Annotated in this window: 18 protein-coding genes; 8 read left to right on the forward strand and 10 right to left on the reverse strand. The window is 70.1% G+C overall.

Annotation, left to right across the window (positions count from 1 at the left end):
* From ACWDAG_RS27470 to ACWDAG_RS27480, 3 genes are all read left to right on the forward strand, one after another.
* Positions 1–173, forward strand: a 173-nt coding sequence (locus tag ACWDAG_RS27470; protein WP_450698355.1) for a non-reducing end alpha-L-arabinofuranosidase family hydrolase, incomplete at its 5' end; no start/stop codon positions are given.
* 262 nt (positions 174–435) lie between these two features.
* The gene (locus tag ACWDAG_RS27475) at positions 436–1,212 is read left to right on the forward strand and encodes a polysaccharide deacetylase family protein (RefSeq protein WP_450698235.1); all 777 of its coding nucleotides are present in this window, start codon (positions 436–438) and stop codon (positions 1,210–1,212) included.
* Between the two features lie 219 nt (positions 1,213–1,431).
* The gene (locus ACWDAG_RS27480; RefSeq protein ID WP_450698236.1) at positions 1,432–3,018 is read left to right on the forward strand and encodes an amidohydrolase family protein; all 1,587 of its coding nucleotides are present in this window, start codon (positions 1,432–1,434) and stop codon (positions 3,016–3,018) included.
* A 9-nt stretch (positions 3,019–3,027) separates the two neighbouring features.
* Here ACWDAG_RS27480 and ACWDAG_RS27485 read toward each other — a convergent pair whose 3' ends face one another.
* Positions 3,028–3,504: a hypothetical protein gene (locus ACWDAG_RS27485; RefSeq protein WP_450698237.1), complete on the reverse strand. Its 477-nt coding sequence runs from the start codon at positions 3,502–3,504 to the stop codon at positions 3,028–3,030.
* A 393-nt stretch (positions 3,505–3,897) separates the two neighbouring features.
* On the opposite strand from ACWDAG_RS27485, the gene ACWDAG_RS27490 reads away from it, so the two are divergent.
* The gene (locus ACWDAG_RS27490) at positions 3,898–4,410 is read left to right on the forward strand and encodes a signal peptide protein (protein WP_450698238.1); all 513 of its coding nucleotides are present in this window, start codon (positions 3,898–3,900) and stop codon (positions 4,408–4,410) included.
* Between the two features lie 92 nt (positions 4,411–4,502).
* Here ACWDAG_RS27490 and ACWDAG_RS27495 read toward each other — a convergent pair whose 3' ends face one another.
* The 3 genes from ACWDAG_RS27495 to ACWDAG_RS27505 form a co-directional block, all read right to left on the reverse strand.
* The gene (locus tag ACWDAG_RS27495; RefSeq protein ID WP_450698239.1) at positions 4,503–5,105 is read right to left on the reverse strand and encodes a nitroreductase family protein; all 603 of its coding nucleotides are present in this window, start codon (positions 5,103–5,105) and stop codon (positions 4,503–4,505) included.
* A 178-nt stretch (positions 5,106–5,283) separates the two neighbouring features.
* Complete coding sequence (locus ACWDAG_RS27500) at positions 5,284–5,586, reverse strand: hypothetical protein (protein ID WP_450698240.1); 303 nt, start codon at positions 5,584–5,586, stop codon at positions 5,284–5,286.
* A gap of 107 nt (positions 5,587–5,693) precedes the next feature.
* Positions 5,694–6,431, reverse strand: coding sequence for an alpha/beta fold hydrolase (locus ACWDAG_RS27505; protein WP_450698241.1), 738 nt, complete (start codon positions 6,429–6,431; stop codon positions 5,694–5,696).
* Between the two features lie 62 nt (positions 6,432–6,493).
* Here ACWDAG_RS27505 and ACWDAG_RS27510 point away from each other — a divergent pair, with 62 nt between their 5' ends.
* Positions 6,494–6,916: a MarR family winged helix-turn-helix transcriptional regulator gene (locus ACWDAG_RS27510; RefSeq protein ID WP_450698242.1), complete on the forward strand. Its 423-nt coding sequence runs from the start codon at positions 6,494–6,496 to the stop codon at positions 6,914–6,916.
* Between the two features lie 113 nt (positions 6,917–7,029).
* Positions 7,030–8,553, forward strand: a complete 1,524-nt coding sequence (locus ACWDAG_RS27515) for a serine/threonine-protein kinase (RefSeq protein WP_450698243.1) — start codon at positions 7,030–7,032, stop codon at positions 8,551–8,553.
* 142 nt (positions 8,554–8,695) lie between these two features.
* Here ACWDAG_RS27515 and ACWDAG_RS27520 read toward each other — a convergent pair whose 3' ends face one another.
* Together ACWDAG_RS27520 and ACWDAG_RS27525 are read right to left on the reverse strand one after the other, a co-directional pair.
* Positions 8,696–10,216, reverse strand: coding sequence for an MFS transporter (locus tag ACWDAG_RS27520; RefSeq protein WP_450698244.1), 1,521 nt, complete (start codon positions 10,214–10,216; stop codon positions 8,696–8,698).
* Between the two features lie 53 nt (positions 10,217–10,269).
* Positions 10,270–11,577: a DUF445 domain-containing protein gene (locus tag ACWDAG_RS27525; RefSeq protein ID WP_450698245.1), complete on the reverse strand. Its 1,308-nt coding sequence runs from the start codon at positions 11,575–11,577 to the stop codon at positions 10,270–10,272.
* A 221-nt stretch (positions 11,578–11,798) separates the two neighbouring features.
* On the opposite strand from ACWDAG_RS27525, the gene ACWDAG_RS27530 reads away from it, so the two are divergent.
* Positions 11,799–13,133 carry an SGNH/GDSL hydrolase family protein gene (locus ACWDAG_RS27530; RefSeq protein ID WP_450698246.1) on the forward strand — a complete coding sequence of 445 codons (1,335 nt, stop codon included), beginning with the start codon at positions 11,799–11,801 and terminating at the stop codon, positions 13,131–13,133.
* A 161-nt stretch (positions 13,134–13,294) separates the two neighbouring features.
* Here the strand turns inward: ACWDAG_RS27530 and ACWDAG_RS27535 are convergent, their stop codons facing one another.
* The 4 genes from ACWDAG_RS27535 to ACWDAG_RS27550 are packed head-to-tail and all read right to left on the reverse strand — an operon-like array spanning position 13,295 to position 16,773.
* Positions 13,295–14,131, reverse strand: a complete 837-nt coding sequence (locus tag ACWDAG_RS27535; RefSeq protein WP_450698247.1) for a DUF1707 SHOCT-like domain-containing protein — start codon at positions 14,129–14,131, stop codon at positions 13,295–13,297.
* 33 nt (positions 14,132–14,164) lie between these two features.
* On the reverse strand, positions 14,165–15,148 hold the full coding sequence (locus ACWDAG_RS27540) for an ABC transporter ATP-binding protein (RefSeq protein ID WP_450698248.1): 984 nt from the start codon (positions 15,146–15,148) through the stop codon (positions 14,165–14,167).
* Positions 15,149–15,158: 10 nt separating this feature from the next.
* Complete coding sequence (locus ACWDAG_RS27545; protein ID WP_450698356.1) at positions 15,159–15,923, reverse strand: ABC transporter permease; 765 nt, start codon at positions 15,921–15,923, stop codon at positions 15,159–15,161.
* 49 nt (positions 15,924–15,972) lie between these two features.
* Positions 15,973–16,773 (reverse strand): ABC transporter permease, encoded by an 801-nt coding sequence (locus tag ACWDAG_RS27550; RefSeq protein ID WP_450698249.1) that lies wholly within the window; start codon positions 16,771–16,773, stop codon positions 15,973–15,975.
* Between the two features lie 203 nt (positions 16,774–16,976).
* Between ACWDAG_RS27550 and ACWDAG_RS27555 the strand changes: the two genes are divergently transcribed.
* Complete coding sequence (locus ACWDAG_RS27555) at positions 16,977–19,385, forward strand: transglycosylase domain-containing protein (RefSeq protein WP_450698250.1); 2,409 nt, start codon at positions 16,977–16,979, stop codon at positions 19,383–19,385.

Raw genomic sequence — 19,385 nt, forward strand, 5'->3', positions numbered from 1 at the left:
GGACCAACGACATCAGCCACGGTGACCTGGTCCGCAACAACCCCGACCAGACCATGACCATCGACCCCTGCAACCTGCAGCTCCTCTACCAGGGCCTGTCCCCCAGCACACCGCCGGGCACCCCTTACAACCTGCTGCCGTGGCGGCCGGGTGTCCTCACCCTGCAGCGCTGACCATCTTGAGGAACCCCAGCCGCGCGTCGGCCGGGGTTCCTCTCGCTCAGCCTGGCAATAGTGTCGGCCGCCGCCGAGGCCCCCTACGCACCGATCTCCTCGCCGCGGCGACCCTTTCCGTGCCGATAACGGTCGAGGCGCTGGAGCGGATCGCAGCCGAGGGGGCGCCGCAGCTCACTGGAAACGCGCTGCACACACGTGTCCTGCCTCACTATCGCAGGCCGCTGTGCAACCTTTCCGGCGCTGAATGCTTCTCCTTGGGGTGAAGATCCTGAAGAGAAGACCTCGCCTGCTCATACTCCTGACCCTGGCCGTGGTGGCGGCCGTGACGGTGACCGTGGCCATGGTCATCCAGGCGAACAAGATGGAGACGGTCTCCCCGCGCGAGGAACGTGACCGGGCCGCGTCCGGAGCGGTCGTACCGTCGGGGCAGGTGGACTGCCGGAAGGTCAAGTGCATCGCGCTCACCTTCGACGGCAACCCGGGCGAGCCCACGGACCGGCTGATGGACCTCCTGAAGGAGTACAAGGCGCCGTCGACGTTCTTCCTTGAGGGCCGGCGGATCCACAAGTTCCCGGATGTGGTGCGGCGGATCGCCAAGGAAGGGCACGAGATCGGGGACCACACCTGGACGCACGCCGTGCTGACCGATGTCTCCGATGCGCAGATCCGCGACGAGCTGCGCCGCACGGCGAAGGCCATCTCCGGCATCACCGGCAGCGAGCCGACGCTGATGCGCCCGCCCCAGGGCCGCACCGACGACCGCGTCTCCAAGGTCTCGAAGGAACTGGGGATGGCGCAGGTGCTGTGGACGGTGACCGCGAAGGACTACGAGACGGACGACACCGCGCTGATCACCAAGCGCGTGCTCGCGGGCGCCGACCGCGACGGGATCATCCTGCTCCACCCGCTGCACAAGGGCACCGTGCCGGCCATGCCTTCCATCCTGAAGGCGCTCAGCAAGCAGGGCTACACCTTCGTGACCGTCTCCCAGCTGCTCGCTCCCTCCAAGGCCGAGCCCGGCAAGATCTACAGGTGACCGACTGACGCGCGAGGCGTCCGCCTCCTTCGGCCCGTCGCCACCTTGGGCCCGTCGCCACCTCGGGAGGTCCGGCTCCAGGGCCGACATCCCCCTGGTGGGCCCAGCAACACCCCCACATGCACCGCCTGGCCGCACTGTCCGATCGCCCCGTGTCCGCCAGAGTCGTGAGGGTCGGCGGAGACGGCCGACGGGTTCACCAGTGGGAGGGGAAAGGGCATGTCCGAAGGGGCAGTTGGGGCGCGGCGGGGGATGGGCCGACGGGGCTTTGTGGCCGGGGCCGCCGCGGTGACGGGTGCGGCACTCGCGGGTACCGGGGTCGCCGGTACGGCACGCGCGGCCGGGACGAGGGACGGAAGCGGAGCCGACAGCGGCCCGCTGGCGTTCACCCACGTCACCGTGATCGACGGATCGGGAGCACCTCCGGCCCCCGACATGACGGTCGTCGTCGAGGGCGGCCGTATCACCGCACTCGCCCCGAGCGCACGGACCCGGCTCCGCCCGGGCACCCGCACGGTCGACCTGACCGGCAAGTACCTGATCCCGGGACTGATCGAGGCGCACACCCACAGCGACGGCCCGGAGACGGTGATCCCGGCGCTGTACGCCCTGACCGGCGTCACCACGGTCCGGGAGATGTGGGGCAAGCCGGTCCACCACGAGTGGCGGGAGAAGATCCGCAGCGGAGCACTGCTCGGCCCCCGCTGGGTCATAGGCAGCCCCATCGTCGACGGCGCGCCCTCGCTCTGGGCGGCCGACGTGGGCCCGGCCGTAGAGGTGCGCGACGCGGCCGCGGCCCGGCGCGCCGTACGGCGGGTCAAGCGCGAGGGTGCGGACTTCGTCAAGGTGTACTCCCGCCTGTCCCGCGAGGCCTACTTCGCCCTCGCGGACGAGGCCCGGCGCCAGGGCATCCCGCAGCTCGGGCACTGCCCCGACACCGTACGGATCGCGGAGGCGAGCGCCGCCGGCCACCGCACCGTCGAGCACCTGCATGCCCTGCTCCTGGCGACCTCACGGCACGAGAAGGAGATACGGCGCCTACTGGCCGCCGTACGGATCGACCCGCGCGACCCCAGCAGCCTGTCCCGCTACCACAGCTGGTTCCAGCAGGTACACCCCCTCGAATGGCGGGCGGTGCAGGGCTACGACCGGGACCGCGCGGACGCCCTCTTCCGGAGCCTGGCGGCGCACGGGACCGCGGTCGTCCCCACGCTCAGCGTGCACCGCACACTGGAGCTGCCCGACGACGTGCCGTCCCGGGCCGAGGAGTGGAAGTACCTGCCCGCCTGGCAGGTGGAGAGCTGGCCGGACCAGCTGGCGGCCCTGACCGGCGGGCGCACCCCCGAGCAGGCCCGGCAGATCCGGCGGATCTTCGCGCACCGGCTCCGGCTGGTGAGCGAGCTGCACGGCGCGGGCGTACGGCTGGCGGCGGGCACCGACACCGGCACGGGTTACCTCGTCCCGGGCTTCGCCCTCCACGACGAGCTGGCGCTGCTCGTGACGGCCGGCCTCACCCCGGCCGAGGCGCTGCGCTCGGCCACCCGGGACGCGGCCCGCACCCTCGGCCTGCCCGACGTCGGCAGCGTGGCCCGCGGACAGGCCGCCGATCTGCTCGTCCTCGACGCCGACCCGCTGCTCGACATCCGCAACACCCGCCGTATCCATGGGGTGGTCGTCGACGGCAGGTGGATCTCGCCGGAGGAACGCGGCCGACTGCTCGCGGCGGTGGAGGAGGCCGCCGCGCAGACCCCGCCGCCCCAGCAGGGGGCGACCATGACGGGCTGCGGCTGCGGCGGACACCCTTGACCCGTCGGCCTACACCTCAACCTCCTTGACCTCCTTGACCTCCTTGCTGCGGCGAGCCTTTCCGTACCGGTAGCGGTGGATGAGAAGCAAGGCGGAGCAGACAACGGAACACGCCGCCCCCGCACACAGCAGGGGCCCGACCCAGAACCACACCGCTTCGGTGCTGTAGCCGCTGGTCCAGTGGCAGGTGATGGACGGCGGGAAGCTGTCCACGTTCACCGATGTCAGGCGGTGGTCCCGGCCGGCGTCCATGTACACGCCGTCGCCGGTCGGGGACGCGCATACGTCGAGCGGGTTCGTGAAGGCGAGGCCGTAGACGGTTCCGGCGCCGTATGCGGCGATCGCTGCCACGAGCCCGAGCACGGCCCAGCGGGTCGGCCGCGAGGGGTTCCTCCTGGTGACCCACAACGCGTACGGCACTACGCCAACGGCAAAGAGGAGGACGGTGATTGCGGGTGGGCCGAAGGTGGCGAACAGGGACACCATGCGCCCTGACGTTACTGCGACGCTTCGGGCGGCCCGGGCGTTCCGGAGCAACTGCCGCCTCAGCTGCGAGAATCGCTGTTCGCCTGCCGTACGTAGTCATAGACAGCCGCAGTGCTGCGCTGCGCCCCCGCGAACGGTCTTCACATCTGCACCCAGCCGATCGCGAGCTGTCGCACACTGTCCGCCTCGCTCGTCCAGTCAGAGGCCGAAGCCGCGTTCTTCTGCCTCTTCCGCCCTTCGGTCAGAATCCGGCCCGCCTGCCTCGTCCTTTCGGCCGATCCGCGGGGCGCGTTCGGCTGCCTGTGCTGCGCTGCGTAATCTTGAGGACGTCCTCAGCGAAACCCCCCACCGGGTGGACCAGTTCACCCGAGCGAATCCGAAGGACCAGCGAACGTGTCGTTGAAGAACAGTCGCCTCAGGCTTGCTTCCGTGGCCCTCGTCGTGGCGGTCTCCGGCCTGGCCATGGCGAGCCCTGCCATGGCGGCCACGCAGCACACCGTCGCGGGAGCGGCCGCGGTTTCGCAGGAGCGGGCGCCCGCCATACCCACCGGCTTCGTGGACCTGCCCACGAGCGCCCTCCCGGCCGACAGCGCGCAGCACGAGTTCACGGTCACCTACCGCAACGACTCGTCGACGGACCGGACCGTCGCTCCCCAGCTGCTGGTGGAGTCCCCCGATGCGGGGCCGTTCCTGGCTCCGTCGGACATCGAACTGGAGCGCCGCAAGGCGGACGGCTGCTGGGAGGCCGTCCAGATCGGCACCCAGACCGGCACGCTGTTCACCGGCCTCTCGACCGGCCGGCGCACCCTGCACGCGGGCGAGACCCTCACCCAGGTCTACCGCCTCACCGTCATCAACCCGCAGGCCAAGGGCACGGTGGCCCCGAGGGTGGCGCTCTACAACTGAGCCCGGCGCCGGGCCCGTTGGGAGGGGAGCCCGCGCGTCACCGAGCACACGACCGAGCCCGGCGGTGGTCCACCGCCGGGCTCATCGTCGTCTCAGGCGTGCCTCCCCCAGTGCCCGCGGTGGATGACGTCGTCCGCGCTCCGTCGGCGTTCCTTGACACGATTGCTCTGCGGAGGGAGGTCGTCGGCGCGGTAGCCGACCGTGATTCCTCCGATGGGGGCGTACTCCTCAGGCACCCCGAACTCCTCGCGGAACGGCTGCAGATGCTCCGGCATGATGCCGAAGAAGCAGGCGCCGAGGCCTTCGTCGACCGCGGTCAGCAGCATGAGGAGGGCCGCCATGCCGGTGTCGATGTGCCAGTACGGGGCGGGCCAGCGGGCCTCGGCGCGGTCCTCCCAGCCCTTGTCGGGTTCGGCGTAGCGCTCCAGGTACGCGGCCTTGTGGGCCAGGGGCACGACGACCAGCGGAGCGTCCTGCATGGTCGGCGTGTCCTCGACGCGGCTCGGTACGAACGGCCAGAAGCGGGCGCGGTCGGCGGGGGCGGTCAGGGCGAGGAAGGCCCAGCCCTGGGAGAAACCGGCCGAGGGCGCTCGGAGTGCGGAGGCGAGGATGCGCTCGATCACCTCCGGCGCCAGGGGTTTGTCGGAGTAGTGCCGGATCATACGGCGACGACGGACCACCTCGGAGAATTCCATGGGGGCGGATCCTGCCATGAACTCCCGTGCCCCCAGGGGTGGTTGGGCTGATCTTGGCGCCTCCTTCACCTCCGACGCAGCCCGTGTGCCACCGGTTGTGCGGCCCCGCCCGGTGGGCGCGACCAGTCACGACGGCGCCGCATCCCGAAGACGCCCCATCCCGGTCCGAACGGCGGAGCTATCCGCGCCGGTCGGCAACCGCCCACGACGCCAGCGCCACCGCGCCGGCCACCCCGAACACAGCAGGCCAGGCCCCCACCTTCTTGGCCAACGGATGAGACGCCCCGAAGGCGCCGACATACGCAGCGGTCAGCGCCCCCGCGGCCTTTCCTCCGGCCTGCTGCCGCCACTGCGTCGCGGCCGCGGCCCCTGCGACGGCCAGCACGGCCCCGCCCAGCTGCCGCTTCCTGGTCCAGCGAGCTACGCCGTACCCACCGACGAGTCCGCTCGCGGCGACCACCGAACTGGGAATCCTGGCCATGCCTGCCTCCTACCGCTTTGACTGATGTGCCCGAGGCTAACTTCCGATCGGCCGTCGATCGGCTGCGGGGCCGTTGCGGCTGCATGGGACGGCCTGGTCCCTCGACCTCAAGCCGTCGTCTGCCGGAGGTGGTCGTCGATGAGGGCGAGGGTGGCCTCCGGCTGCTCGATCTGCGGCAGATGCCCGGCCTTGGGGACGACCTCGAGCCGCCCGTTCCCGAAGGCGGCGGCGTAGGCGGCCCCGTAGGCGGGTGTCACGATGCGGTCGCTCTCGCCCCACACCAGAAGTGCAGGCGTCCGCACACGCCCCAGCCGGTGCAGCAGCTTCGGGTCGTGCATGTACGGGTCGCCGGCGAGCATGCGCATGGTGGCCATGTTGGCCTGACGGACGGCGAGTTGGTCGGCGGGCAGCATGGCCGGGTCGGCGTAGTAGCGGTCCGGGTCGTGCCAGGAGAGCTCCGCCGCCGTACGGGGATCGAGGGCGAAGTAGTCCGCGATCGGCTCGGACTCGACCTGCACACCGACGGCGTCGATCAGCACCAGCCCGCTGATGCGCTGCCCGCTGTCCCACACGGCCATCTCGGCCGCGATCCACCCCCCGAGGGAGGACCCGACGACCAGGACGTCGTGCAGGTCGCGGTCCTGGAGGAGGTGGAGGTAGGAGAGGGCGAGGTCGTCGACGCCGGTGCACCAGTCGGGACGGGGAGTGCCGTCCCAGCCGGGGTGTACAGGCGCGAGCACGCGAGCGGCACCGGACAGGTGCTGGGCGATCCCGGCGACGGTGGCGGGACCTCCGCCGCCGTGGAGGACAAGGACGGGACGACCGGAGCTGTGATCTGAAGTCATGCCCGCCAGCCTAACTAAAGATGCTTATATAAGCTAGCTTAGTTTTCGGCTAGACTCCCTCCATGCATGCTGACCTGCAACTCCTCGGCCGGGCGGTCAAGCAGGCCCAGTACCGCCAGCACCGGGCCCTGGACAGCGCCTTGACGACCGTCGGCACGACCCTCGCCCAGTGGGACGCACTCCGTGCGATCAGCCGTACGCCCGGCGCATCGGCGCGCGAACTGGCCGCGGCCACCTTCCAGACCGAGCAGGCCTTCGGCACCCTCGTGGGCCGCCTGACCGCACAGGACCTGGTCGAGCGCCGTCCGGGCCGCGGCCGCCGGATGGAGCACCACCTCACACCGGCGGGCGAACGGATCCTGAAAGCCGGACACAAGGTGGCCGACGAGGTGCTGGCCGAGGCCTTCGCACCGCTGCCCGAGCCGGACCGGGCTTCGCTGCTGGAACTGCTGCAGCGGCTGAACGGAACGGTTGGAAGCCCCTGACCGAGCGGCCGGGCCGTCCGTTCGATCGCATGCGTTATCGTGCCTGTTCGATCTCCCTCATTCGCGAACGGAAAGCGCAGGAGGAGTTCGGACGGGGATCAGAAGGAGACACGGTGTCGGATCTTGGGCGGCTCGTCGCCGGCCGGTATCTGCTGGTCGAGCGGGTGGGCAGCGGCGGCATGGGCACCGTGTGGCGTGCCGAGGACAGACTGCTCGGCCGCCATGTCGCCGTGAAGAAGCTGCACATCCCGCCGCACCTGCACGACGACGAGGTCCGCACCCTCCACGAGCGCACCCGGCGCGAGGCCCGCAGCGCCGCCCGGATCACCCACCCCAACGTGATCGTGGTGCATGACGTCGTCGACGACGAGGGCCTGCCGTGCATCGTCATGGAGTACATCCCCTCGGCCACCCTGAGCGACGTCCTGAAGCGCCGGGGCACTCTTCCGCCCCACGAGGCCGCCCGGATCGGCCGCGCCATGGCCGCTGCACTGCGCGCCGCCCACAACGCCGGGGTTCTGCACCGGGACGTCAAACCCGCCAACGTCCTGCTCGCCGAGGACGGCCGGATCGTCCTCACCGACTTCGGGATCGCCATGGAGTCGGGTACGTCCTCGCTGACCAAGTCCGGCGAGCTGATCGGCTCCATCCGCTACCTGGCACCCGAGCGCCTCAGGGCATCGGGCCCTGGTCCCGGCCCGGCCAGCGACCTGTGGGCCCTGGGCGCGACGCTCTACCAGGCGGTCGAGGGCCGCCACCCGTTCCAGCGTGCCACCCCCATCGAAACCGCGTACGCCATTGCAACCGATCCCTACGAGCCCCTGCGCAACGCCGGCGACCTGACCCCGGTGATCGAGGGCCTGCTCCTCAAGGAGCCGGAACAGCGCATGGACGTACACGAGGTCGAACGCCGCCTCGGCGACGCGACAGCCACCCGAACCGCTCCCCTCGATCCCCCTACGCGCCCGGAACCCGTCGGCACCGTCGAGACTCCCGCTCGAAGGGGAGCCGGCAACCGTCGTCGTACGGCGCTCCTGACGATCTCAGCGGTGACGCTCGCCGCCTGTGCGGCAGGCGGCGCACTGTGGTGGTTCAAGGGCGGCGCGGATGCGCAGGGCGGCCACATCCCCCGGACGACCGCCTCGACGCCGTCTGCCTCTCCGAGCGCCGACCCCACAGTGCCCTCCGTGCCCGCCGGCTACCACCTGGTGAAGGCGGACACCGGCATCTCCGTACCCGTACGGGACGGCTGGACCCGTAAGACCCTGCCCGGCGGCGAGGTCGGCTACATAGACCAGTCCGGCCTGGTGGGCCTGAGGGTCAACGTCGTCCGGTTCGCGGGCACCGACCCCGTGCAGCACTGGCGCGAGACGGAAGAGGACCAGACCCGCCGGGACAACCCCGGCTACGAACGCGTGCGGATGGCCCGGACGACCTTCCGCGGACAGCCCGCCGGCTACTGGGAGTTCACCTTCGACGGCAGGGCCCGCAAGTTCCGCGCCGCAGAACTGGCCTTCGCCGGCGCCGACGGCACGCAGTACGTGATCTACCTCTCCGCTCCGGATGCCCAATGGGGCGAGTACCGGTCTGCGTTCGACATCGCGGCCAACGGGGCACGGCTGACTTCTCCCTCGTAGGCCCCCGGCGCGGATTGCCGACACCGTTCAGCGGATCCTTCTGGCGCTCCCCGACTTGGTCGACGGAGCGCTGCTCCTCGTGGGGTCACCGCCTCGCCGGTGGGCTGCTGTTCGCCCCGGGTCATGGCCCTGCGCAGTGGTCCTATGCCGTAGCCGGTCGCGACCTTCCCCGCCCCTCCTTCGCCGACCGGGCCTTCCCGGTCACCGTCGATGCCGCCGCCGTGAGGGGCCTCGCGATGTCTTCCAGGGAGCGGCGTTCCGCTCGTACCGCCAGGAACGCCGCGACCAGGCCCGCCGCGCACATCAGGGCCGCGCCGATCTGGAAGGCGAGGACCGTGTCGCCGACCTTGCCCGTGCCGGTGAGGTCGGCGAACAGCAGCGGGCCGCTGATGCCGCCGGCCGCGGTGCCGAGGGCGTAGAAGAAGGCGATGGACATCGCGCGGGTCTCCATCGGGAAGACCTCGGAGACCGTCAGGTAGGCGCTGGACGCGCCGGCCGACGCGAAGAACAGGACCGCGCACCAGCAGGCCGTCAGCGTGCCCGCGCTCAGCGAGCCCTGGTCGAACAGCCATGCCGTGCCGAACAGCAGCAGACCGGAGATCAGATACGTCGACGAGATCATCACCCGGCGGCCGACCGTGTCGAAGAGCTTGCCGAGCAGCAGCGGACCGCAGAAGTTGCCGATCGCGATCACCGCGAAGTAGTAGCCGGTGTCGCCGGTCGGCACGTCGAAGAACTTCGTCAGGATCGCGCCGAAGCCGAAGGTGATCGCGTTGTAGAGGAAGGCCTGGCCGATAAAGAGGGAGAAGCCGAGGATCGAGCGTCGGCGGTAGTCGGAGAACAGCGTGCGGGCGATCTCCACGAAGGTCACGCTGCGGCGCTGGCGAATCGTGATCTCGCCCTCGGGGCGCTCCAGCGGCTGTCCCTTCTCCGCCTCCACCCGTTCCTCGATCGATGTCACGATCTCTTCCGCCTCACGGTCCCTGCCGTGGATCAGCAGCCACCGCGGACTCTCCGGGACGTGCCGTCGTACGAGGAGGATCACGAACGCCAGGAGCGCGCCGAGGGCGAACGTCAGTCGCCAGCCCACGTCCTTCGGCAGGACGGCGGTGTTCAGCGCGACGATCGACAGCAGTGAGCCGCCCACCGCGCCGAGCCAGAAGCTGCCGTTGATGATCAGGTCGACGCGGCCGCGGTGGAAGGCCGGGATGAGCTCGTCGATCGCCGAGTTGATCGCCGCGTACTCACCGCCGATGCCGAAGCCGGTCAGGAAGCGGAAGGCGAAGAACCACCAGCTCGAGAAGGAGACGGCGGTCAGGGCGGTGGCCGCGAGATACACGGCCAGGGTGATCATGAAGAGCTTCTTCCGGCCCCACAGGTCGGTCAGCCGGCCCCAGAACAGGGCACCGGCACACGCTCCCGCCACATACAGGGCGGCCGCGATGCCGGTGACCTGGCCCGAGGAGACCGGCAGGCCGCTGCCGGACTCGGACAGACGGCTGGCGATGTTACCGACGACCGTGACCTCCAAGCCGTCGAGGATCCAGACGGTGCCGAGGCCGATGACGATCGTCCAGTGCCAGCGCGACCATGGGAGACGGTCGAGGCGGGCGGGGATGTTGGTGGTGACGGTACGGCCGGTCGCTGCCTGCGCGGTGGTCATGGGCTCCCTCCTCATCGAGCGGAACCCCGGCCGGGTGCCCGTCAGCGGCCCTCCTACGCCCCCAACGCCCGCGACACCGTATAGATCAACAACCCGGCCAGCGAGCCCACCACCGTGCCGTTGATCCGGATGAACTGCAGGTCGCGGCCGATGTGGGCCTCGATCTTGCGGGTGGTGTGCTCGGCGTCCCAGCCGGCCACCGTGTCGGTGATCAGGGAGGTGATCTCCTTGCGGTAGGTGGTGACCACGTAGACCGCCGCGCCCTCCACCCAGCCGTCGACCTTCGCCTGCAGCTTGGGTTCCACGGCCATCCGCGCCCCCAACGACAGCAGCGAGGCCCGCACGCGCAGCCGCAGCTCGCTGCGCTCGTCCTCCGCCGCCGACACGATCATCGACCGTACGGCGGTCCAGGCGGACGCGATCAGGTCCTGCACCTCGCCGCGGCCCAGCACCTCGCCCTTGAGTCGCTCCACGCGCGCGCGGGTGTCCGTGTCGGACTGCAGGTCGGAGGCGAAGTCGGTGAGGAAGCGGTCGAGGGCGCCGCGGGCCGGGTGGGTGGGCATGTCACGCATCTCGGTGACGAAGCGGAGGAGTTCCTTGTAGACGCGTTCGCCGACCTTCTTGTCGACGAAACGGGGCGTCCAGCCGGGGGCGCCGCCCTGGACGGCGTCCATGATCTCGGTGTCGTGCCAGACCAGCCAGTCGTGCGCGCGCGTGACGATCAGGTCGACGACCCGCTTGTGGCCGCCGTCCATGACGACCTTCTCCAGCATCTTCCCGATGCCGGGCGCGATCTCCTGGGCGTCCGCGCGCCGTGTGATCGCCTCACCGACGACCGCCTGGACGTCCGAGTCGCGCAGCACGGTCAGCGCGCCCCGCAGCGCCGCCGAGAGCTCGGCCGTCACCCGGTCCGCGTGTTCGGGCACGCCGAGCCACGCACCCAGTCGGCTGCCGATGCCGACGGCGCGCAGCCGCTGTCGTACGACGTCCTCGGAGAGGAAGTTCTCGCCCACGAACTCGCCCAGGGACACCCCGAGCTGATCCTTCTTGGTCGGGATGATCGCCGTGTGCGGGATCGGCAGGCCCAGCGGGCGGCGGAAGAGGGCGGTGACCGCGAACCAGTCGGCGAGTGCGCCGACCATGCCCGCCTCGGAGGCCGCTGCGACATAGCCCGCCCAGGGGCCGGCCCCGGAGTTCTCCGCCCACTTGGCGAGGGCGTACACCAGCGCCACGAAGAGGAGCAGCCCGGCCGCGGTGAGCTTCATGCGGCGCACCCCGCGCTGCTTCTCCTCGTCGGCGGCGCTGAACGTCGTCATCGCGCGGACAGTGACACCCTTCTCAACCGGATTCGTGCGCTCCATACACTCCACCCGTTCGTGATCCCCTGCACACATTGTCCCTTCCTGACCGACTACTGGAACGGAACGAGAGTTCCCGGCGTCTGTCAGGAGGGGAAGGCTCTTCTTGAACTCCGGTGGCCCAAAGGGGGGTCCTGTTCGGCCACCCCTCACCCGATGCCGCATCATGGGGTTGATCACTTCGGAGCCTCGGGCTCCCACTCGTCCGAGGAGACCCGCACCGCATGACCAGGCGTCACGGTTATGCCTTGCTGTCTGCGATCGTCGCCGTGATCGTGGGCCTTTCCGCCGCCATATACGTCGGTGTCGCAGCCGGCGACGGCAGCACCGGCACAAGCGCCCTCGGCAAGGGGGGCGCCGCGCGCAACCCCGCCGCCCCCGCCTCCACCGGCATCTGGGTCAGCTCCTGGTCGGCCTCCCCCGCCGGCGCCGAGCCCGGCACCGAGACCTTCGGCATGGCCGGCCGCTCGGTCCGCAACGTCGTGCACACAAGCGTGGGCGGTACGAGTGCCCGTATCACCCTCTCCAACCTCTACGGCCAGACGGCGCTGACCGTCACGCACGCCTCGATCGCGGTGGCCGTCGCCTCCGACACCGCGGCGGCCTCCGCGGACACCATGCGACGGGTGACCTTCGGCGGCAGCACCGCGGTCGTCATCCCGGCCGGACAGCAGGTCCTCAGCGACGCCGTCCGCATCGTGATCCCGGAGGGCAGCGACGTCCTGGTCACCACGTACTCGCCCACCCCCTCCGGCCCGGTCACCTACCACCCTCGCGCCCGCCAGATCTCCTACATCGCCGACGGTGACCTCACCGAGGACGTGACCGGCACCGGCTACACCGAGCAGACGCCGTTCTGGCGCTACCTCACCGCGCTGGACGTGCTGAGCAACGAGTCGGACGGTACCCTCGTCGCCTTCGGCGACTCCCTCACCGACGGCATAACAGCCACCCAGAACGCCAACCACCGCTGGACGGACGTCCTTTCGGAGCGACTGCGCTCGGCGATCAGGTCCGGCCAGGACCTGCCCCGCTACAGCGTCGTCAACGAGGGCATCAGCGGCAACCAGGTCCTGGTGAGCGGCCTGGGCCGCCCCGCCGACAACCAGAGCGGCCTGAGCCGCTTCTCCCGTGACGTCCTCTCCCGTACGAACGTCAAGGTCATCGTCATCGACCTGGGCGTCAACGACATCCTGCGCAACCCCCGCCTCGCCGACCCGGACAAGATCCTCAACGGTCTGCGCACCCTGGTCCACCAGGCCCACTCCCACGGCATCAAGGTCATCGGCGCCACCCTGATGCCCTTCCAGGGCCACCGCGGCTACACCGCGGCCCGCGAGGCGGTCCGGGAACAGATCAACGCGGAGATCCGCTCGGGCCGCGTCTACGACGCGGTGGTCGACTTCGACAAGGCGCTACGGGACCCGTACAACCCGCGCCGCCTCCGCTCCGACTACGACTCGGGCGACCACCTCCACCCGACGGACAGGGGGTTCGCGAGGATGGCCGAGGCCTTCGACCTGAACGAGTTCAAGGGTTCGGCACCAGCAGAGCTGTAACAGACCGCCGTAGCCCGCGGGCAGCAGCACCGCCCCAGCCTGCCCAGCCTGCCCAGCCTGCGGGCAATCGTGCCGCCTAAGGGCGGCTCCCGACCCAAAGAGAGGCGGCACCCGGCAAGCGCCGGCAAGCGAACCGCCGTCACCTCAGCGCAACCGCCGGTTCAGTACTCCCCGCCCCGCCGCCGATCCCGCCGCTCCCTCTGCCGCTCCCGCCGCTCCTCATGCCGCTCACGGCGCTCCTCATGCAGGTCGCGCCGCCACTCCCGATGCTCCTCCAACATCCGGCGGTGATCCCCGAACCCCTCACCCAGCGGCTGCGCCCCCTTGCGCTCCAGCTTCTCCTGCCGCCGCTCCTCCTTGAGCCGCCGCCGCTCCTCCCGCGTCAGCTTCCGCTCGATCCCGACCCCACCCCAGAAGGCGAACCCGTTCACGATCACCCGCGGCGCCCCGGGCTCCCCCGGCACACCCTCCTCGCTGTGGTCGAACCCACCCATGATCCCGATGCCACGCACCACGACCTCGACCCCAGGCGGCACGATGATGTTCACCCCGCCCATGATCGCAACGCAGTTGATCTCGACCTCGCGGTCCGCGAAGTTCGCCTCGCGCAGATCGATCTCCCCGCCGCCCCAGAAGGCGAAGCAGTTGAACACCTTCGGCACGGTCCAGCGCCCCTTGCGCTGAAACCCCGACATCACGGCGACCGCCCACGAGGACGACCCCTCGCCGCCGACGATCCGCCCGGCCCAACTCCCGCTCGGCACGGGCTCCTTGACCAGCGACACGGGAGGCGGCGGGGTGACCCCGGCGGCCGGCAGATCACGGGTGATCGGCGTGAGTTCGCCGTACGTCCGCGCCTTGTAGGTGGCCTCCAGCCGCTCCTCGAACTCCTCCATGTCGAGACGCCCCTCCGCGAGGGCGTCCCGCAGGACCTCGGCGACTCGTTCACGATCGGCGTCGGATGCGCGAAGCTCCGGGACTGTGGCGTCGTCGGTCATACAAGTCAGCCTACGAGTTCCCCCGCCCCGCGGCTACGAGACCGCTTTCTCAGCCTGTCCCGGAGGCGAACCGGCATACATTTTGGCGATCACGTCCTCGATGTCCGGCTCCCGTACCGACAGATCCGCCAGCGGATACTCCGCCGCGATCCGCGCCACCAGCGCCGCCGCCGACTCCCCCGCCGGGAACGCCAGCCACTGCCGCGGCCCCTCCACCTTCACCACCCGCGCGGGCGCCGCTTCGATCGGCGCCGTCTCCCGCTCCAGGTCCACCACCAGGGTGCGTTCGCTCTCCCCCACCTCGTGCAGCCCGGCGAGCGCACCGTCGTACATGAGCCGCCCGTGGTCGATGACCATCACCCGCGAGCAGAGCTGCTCGATGTCCTGCAGGTCGTGCGTCGTCAGCAGCACGGTGGTGCCCCGCTCGGCGTTCAACTCCCGCAGGAATCCCCGCACCTTGGCCTTGGAGATGACGTCAAGCCCGATCGTCGGCTCGTCCAGGTACAGCACCTCCGGGTCGTGCAGCAGCGCCGCCGCGATGTCCCCGCGCATCCGCTGACCCAGCGACAGCTGCCGTACCGGGACGTCCAACAGGTCGGCCAGTTCGAGGAGTTCGACACAGCGGTCGAGGTTCTCGCGGTAACGGGCGTCCGGGATGCGGTACATGCGGTGCATCAGCTTGTACGAGTCGATCAGCGGCAGGTCCCACCACAGCGTCGTACGCTGCCCGAACACCACCCCGATGCGGTGCGCGAGCCGCGTGCGCTCGCGGGACGGGTCGATGCCGGCGACCCGCAGCCGCCCGCCGGACGGGGTGAGGATCCCCGTCAGCATCTTGATCGTCGTCGACTTCCCGGCGCCGTTCGGCCCGATGTAGCCGACCATCTCACCGCGCGCCACGGTGAAGGAGATCCCGTCGACGGCCCGCACCTGCCGCCGCTCACGCCTGAGGAACCCGGTCTTCTTGCGTACGTCGAAGACCTTCTCCGCGCCGTCCAGTTCAATGAAGGCGTCCATCGTCACCCCGCTAACTCCCCGTACTCCGATAGGACCTGAGCCCGGCCCGCCACGCCAGACCGGACAGCGCCAGGCACGCCGCCGCCACCAGGGGCGGCGCGAAGGCCACCCATTGCGGCAGCCCGAGCGGCATCGGCCGTCCCAGCACATAGGCCGCGGGCAGCCAGGTGACGAAGGCCAGCGGCAGCAGGAACGTCACCCCGCGCACCAGCTCCCTGCCGAACACCGTCGGCGGATACTGCAGCAGCGTCGCGCCGCCGTACGTGAACGCGTTCTGCACCTCGGACGCGTCCTGCGCCACGAACTGGAAGGCCGCCCCCGCCACGAACACCGCGCAGAAGATCCCGGCGCCGCTCAGCACCATCACCGGCATCAACAGCACCTTCAGCGGCGTCCAGTCGATGTCCACGGCGGTCAGCGCATACCCGAGCACCAGCGCACCCTGCATGATCCGCCCCAGCCGGCGCAGCGCGAACCGGTCGGCCGCGACCTGCGCCAACACCGGCGCCGGACGCACCAGCAGCGTGTCCAGCGTCCCGTCGCGCACCCGGTGCCCCAGCCGCTCCATCGAGCCGATCGCCAGGTCCGCGAACCCGAAGGCGACACTCGACAGGCCGTACAGGAAGGCGACTTCGGGCAGCGGCCAGCCGCCCAGCACCTTCACCCGCGAGAACATCAGCAGGATCCCCACGAAGTCCAGCGCGGTCACCGCGAAGTTCGCGAACGTCGTCATCGCGAAGGACGCCCGGTACGCCATCGTGGAGCGGACCCACATCCCGCCGATCAGACGGTAGGCCCGCAGCCCCTCCACCACCCGGCTCACCTCAGCCACCCTGAACGACCACCCTCCGCGTCGCCACCGACTGCAGCAGCCGCCCGGCCCCCAGCAGCACCACCGCCCACGCGCCCTGGAAGGCGAACGTCCCCCACGGATCCGCCTCCCCGAGCAGCACGTCCGCCGGCTTCTGCAGCAGCGCCGACCACGGCAACTCCCGTACGACATCGCCGAGTGCGCCCGGGAACACATTGAGCGGCAGCATCATCCCCGAGCAGAAGAACCCCGCGAGCATGGTCATGTGCGTCACGCCGGTGCCGTCCATCAACCAGAACGTCAACAGCGCGACCAGGTAACGGATACCGAAACCGACCACCATGGCCAGCACCAGGGTCACCAGGAACGCACCCCAGGTCGCGACATCCCGCGGCAGCGCCACCGGAAAGAGCAGCGCACCGAACGCGAACGGCATCACGCCCCGTCCGAGCAGTTGGAACAGCGCACGCCCCACGTCGGCCGCCAGCCACCACAGTTGAAGATCGGCGGGCCGGTACAGGTCGATCGCGACGTCACCCGTCCGGATCCGTTCCATCAACTCGCCCTCGACGCCGCCTCCCCCGATCGCGAGCGCCGCGAAGATCGCCTGCCCCACCCACACATAGGTGACGGCCTGCGCCTGGTCGTACCCTCCGAGGTGCGGTTTCTCGTCCCACAGCGCCAGATACGTGTAGACGAGGATCACTCCGAAGACGGTGTTGGTGAACACCCCTGCCGCAGTGGCCGCCCGATACGTCGCGTAACGTCTGAAACCGCCCGCTACGACGGCCGCGTACAACCGTCCCGAGCCCACGTCAGTCAACCTCCCGGACCGCCCGACACCGAAGCGCAGGAGCCTAGTCCGCCGGTAGTGACGTACGCCACGCATTTTCCCGAGGGGACGCGTGCCGTGATCCGGGAACGGAACGCATGGTGCGAGAGTCTTCAAGAGGGGGCGCAGATGGCGTACGAGGGCGTACGGGAACGTACGACGCGAAACAGGAGTCCGTGCACGAGATGAGCGACCAGCCGCAGCCGCAGCAGCCGAACCGGGGCTGGGCACCGAGAGAGCCACAAGGCGCTGCCGAGCCGGGCGCTCCCCTGCCGGGTGGCGGGAAGCCGAAGCGGCCCAAGCGCACCGGCTGGCGCCGGCTCATCCCGACCTGGCGGATGGTCCTCGGCACCTTCGTCATCGGCACACTGCTGCTGATCGGCCTGTTCTTCCTCGGCTACTCACTGGTCAAGATCCCGCCGGCCAACGCCCTCGCCACCAAGCAGGCCAACGTCTACCTCTACGCGGACGGCTCCCAGATCGCCCGCGACGGCGACATCAACCGGGAGAACGTGTCCCTCGCCCAGGTCTCCAAGGACGCCCAGCACGCCGTCCTGGCCGCCGAGGACCGCGACTTCTACTCCGAGTCGGCCATCGACCCCAAGGCGATGCTGCGCGCCGCCTGGAACACCGCCACCGGCAAGGGCAAGCAGTCCGGCTCGACGATCACCCAGCAGTACGTGAAGAACTACTACCTCGCGCAGGAGCAGACCCTCACCCGCAAGGCCAGGGAGTTCTTCATCTCGATCAAGCTGGACCGGGAGCAGCCCAAGGACAAGATCCTCGAGGGCTACCTCAACACCAGCTACTTCGGCCGCAACGCCTACGGCATCCAGGCCGCCGCCCAGGCCTACTACGGCCAGAACGCCACCAGCCTCGACCCGGCCCACGCCGCCTACCTCGCCGCGCTCGTCAACGCCCCCAGCGAGTACGACGTGATCGCGCACCCCGAGAACAAGGCGGCGGCCGTCGCCCGCTGGAACTACGTCCTGGACGGCATGGTCAAGAAGGGCTGGCTGAGCGAGGCCGAGCGGTCCGGCCTGAAGTTCCCGATGCCGAAGCAACAGACCGCCTCCACCGGCATGTCCGGGCAGCGCGGCTACATCGTCACAGCGATCAGGGACTACCTCACCAAGAACAAGATCGTCTCCACGGAAGACCTGGAGGCCGGCGGCTACCGCATCACCACCACCCTGCAGAAGAGCAAGCAGAACGCCTTCGTGAAGGCGGTCAACGACAAGGTGATGTCCAAGCTCGACAAGAAGAACAACAAGGTCGACAACTACGTCCGCGCGGGCGGCGCCTCCGTCGACCCGAAGACCGGCAAGGTCGTCGCGATGTACGGCGGCATCGACTACGTCAAGCAGTACACGAACGGCGCGACCCGCGGCGACTTCCAGGTCGGCTCCACCTTCAAGCCCTTCGTCTTCACCTCGGCCGTCCAGAACCACTCCACCACGCAGGACGACGAGACCATCACCCCGAACACCTACTACGACGGCACCAACAAGCGTCCCGTGCAGGGCTGGTCCGGCGGCAGCTACTCCCCCGCCAACGAGGACGACCGCTCGTACGGCGACATCACCGTGCGCACCGCCACCGACAAGTCCGTCAACTCGGTGTACGCGCAGATGGCCGTGGACGTGGGCCCCGACAAGGTGAAGGACACGGCGGTCGCACTCGGCATCCCGTCCGACACCCCCGACCTGACCGCGACCCCCTCCATCGCGCTCGGTGTGAACACCGCCAGCGTCCTCGACATGGCGGAGGCCTACGCGACACTCGCCAACCACGGCGAGCACGACGCGTTCACGATGATCGACTCGATCACCAAGGACGGCAAGGACGTCATCGAGCTGCCGAAGGACACCACCTCGAAGGCCGTCAGCCGCGAGGCCGCCGACACCACGACGTCCATCCTGCAGAGCGTCGTCGAGAACGGCACGGCGACCGCCGCGCAGGACGCGGACCGCCCCGCCGCCGGCAAGACCGGCACCGCGGAGGAGGACACGGCCGCCTGGTTCGCCGGCTACACGCCCGACCTCGCGACCGTCGTCTCCGTCATGGGCCAGGACCCGGTCACGGCCGCCCACAAGTCGCTGTACGGCGCCATGGGCCTGCCGCGCGTCAACGGCGGCGGCCCGCCCGCCGAGATCTGGGCGCAGTACACCAAGGCCGCCCTGAAGGGGAAGCCGGCCACGGACTTCGACCTCCAGCTCCAGGAGGGCGCCGAGGAGACCGAGCCGCCCGCCACCACCGAGCCCCCGCAGCAGCCGGGCACGGGCGGCACCACCGGCGCCACGCCCACCACGAACGGCCAGAACAACCAGGGCCAGACCCAGGGCCAGAACAACGGCGGCGCGACCAACGGCGGCACGAACACCACGGGCAACACCACGAACGGCGGCACCACGGGCGGCAACACCACCGGCGGCACCACGGACGGCGGAAACACCACGACGGGCGGGACGACCGGCGACACGACCGACGGCGGGACGACGGCCGGCACGGACACCGGAGGCACGACCGACGGCGGCACCACGGCCGGCACGGACGTGGGGACGACGGCCGGCACGGGCGGCCCGCCGACCTGA

This window comes from Streptomyces sp. NPDC001157, assembly GCF_053598255.1.

What these genes read in the sequence shown, in the direction of transcription:
- ACWDAG_RS27485 (WP_450698237.1), bottom strand. Translation starts at nt 3,504, where the DNA reads ATGGTGTCCCTGTTCGCCACCTTCGGCCCACCCGCAATCACCGTCCTC.
- ACWDAG_RS27500 (WP_450698240.1), bottom strand. Translation starts at nt 5,586, where the DNA reads ATGGCCAGGATTCCCAGTTCGGTGGTCGCCGCGAGCGGACTCGTCGGT.
- ACWDAG_RS27530 (WP_450698246.1), top strand. Translation starts at nt 11,799, where the DNA reads ATGACCAGGCGTCACGGTTATGCCTTGCTGTCTGCGATCGTCGCCGTG.
- ACWDAG_RS27510 (WP_450698242.1), top strand. Translation starts at nt 6,494, where the DNA reads ATGCATGCTGACCTGCAACTCCTCGGCCGGGCGGTCAAGCAGGCCCAG.
- ACWDAG_RS27495 (WP_450698239.1), bottom strand. Translation starts at nt 5,105, where the DNA reads ATGGAATTCTCCGAGGTGGTCCGTCGTCGCCGTATGATCCGGCACTAC.
- ACWDAG_RS27505 (WP_450698241.1), bottom strand. Translation starts at nt 6,431, where the DNA reads ATGACTTCAGATCACAGCTCCGGTCGTCCCGTCCTTGTCCTCCACGGC.
- ACWDAG_RS27535 (WP_450698247.1), bottom strand. Translation starts at nt 14,131, where the DNA reads ATGACCGACGACGCCACAGTCCCGGAGCTTCGCGCATCCGACGCCGAT.
- ACWDAG_RS27520 (WP_450698244.1), bottom strand. Translation starts at nt 10,216, where the DNA reads ATGACCACCGCGCAGGCAGCGACCGGCCGTACCGTCACCACCAACATC.
- ACWDAG_RS27480 (WP_450698236.1), top strand. Translation starts at nt 1,432, where the DNA reads ATGTCCGAAGGGGCAGTTGGGGCGCGGCGGGGGATGGGCCGACGGGGC.
- ACWDAG_RS27545 (WP_450698356.1), bottom strand. Translation starts at nt 15,923, where the DNA reads ATGTGGGTCCGCTCCACGATGGCGTACCGGGCGTCCTTCGCGATGACG.
- ACWDAG_RS27555 (WP_450698250.1), top strand. Translation starts at nt 16,977, where the DNA reads ATGAGCGACCAGCCGCAGCCGCAGCAGCCGAACCGGGGCTGGGCACCG.
- ACWDAG_RS27540 (WP_450698248.1), bottom strand. Translation starts at nt 15,148, where the DNA reads ATGGACGCCTTCATTGAACTGGACGGCGCGGAGAAGGTCTTCGACGTA.
- ACWDAG_RS27525 (WP_450698245.1), bottom strand. Translation starts at nt 11,577, where the DNA reads ATGGAGCGCACGAATCCGGTTGAGAAGGGTGTCACTGTCCGCGCGATG.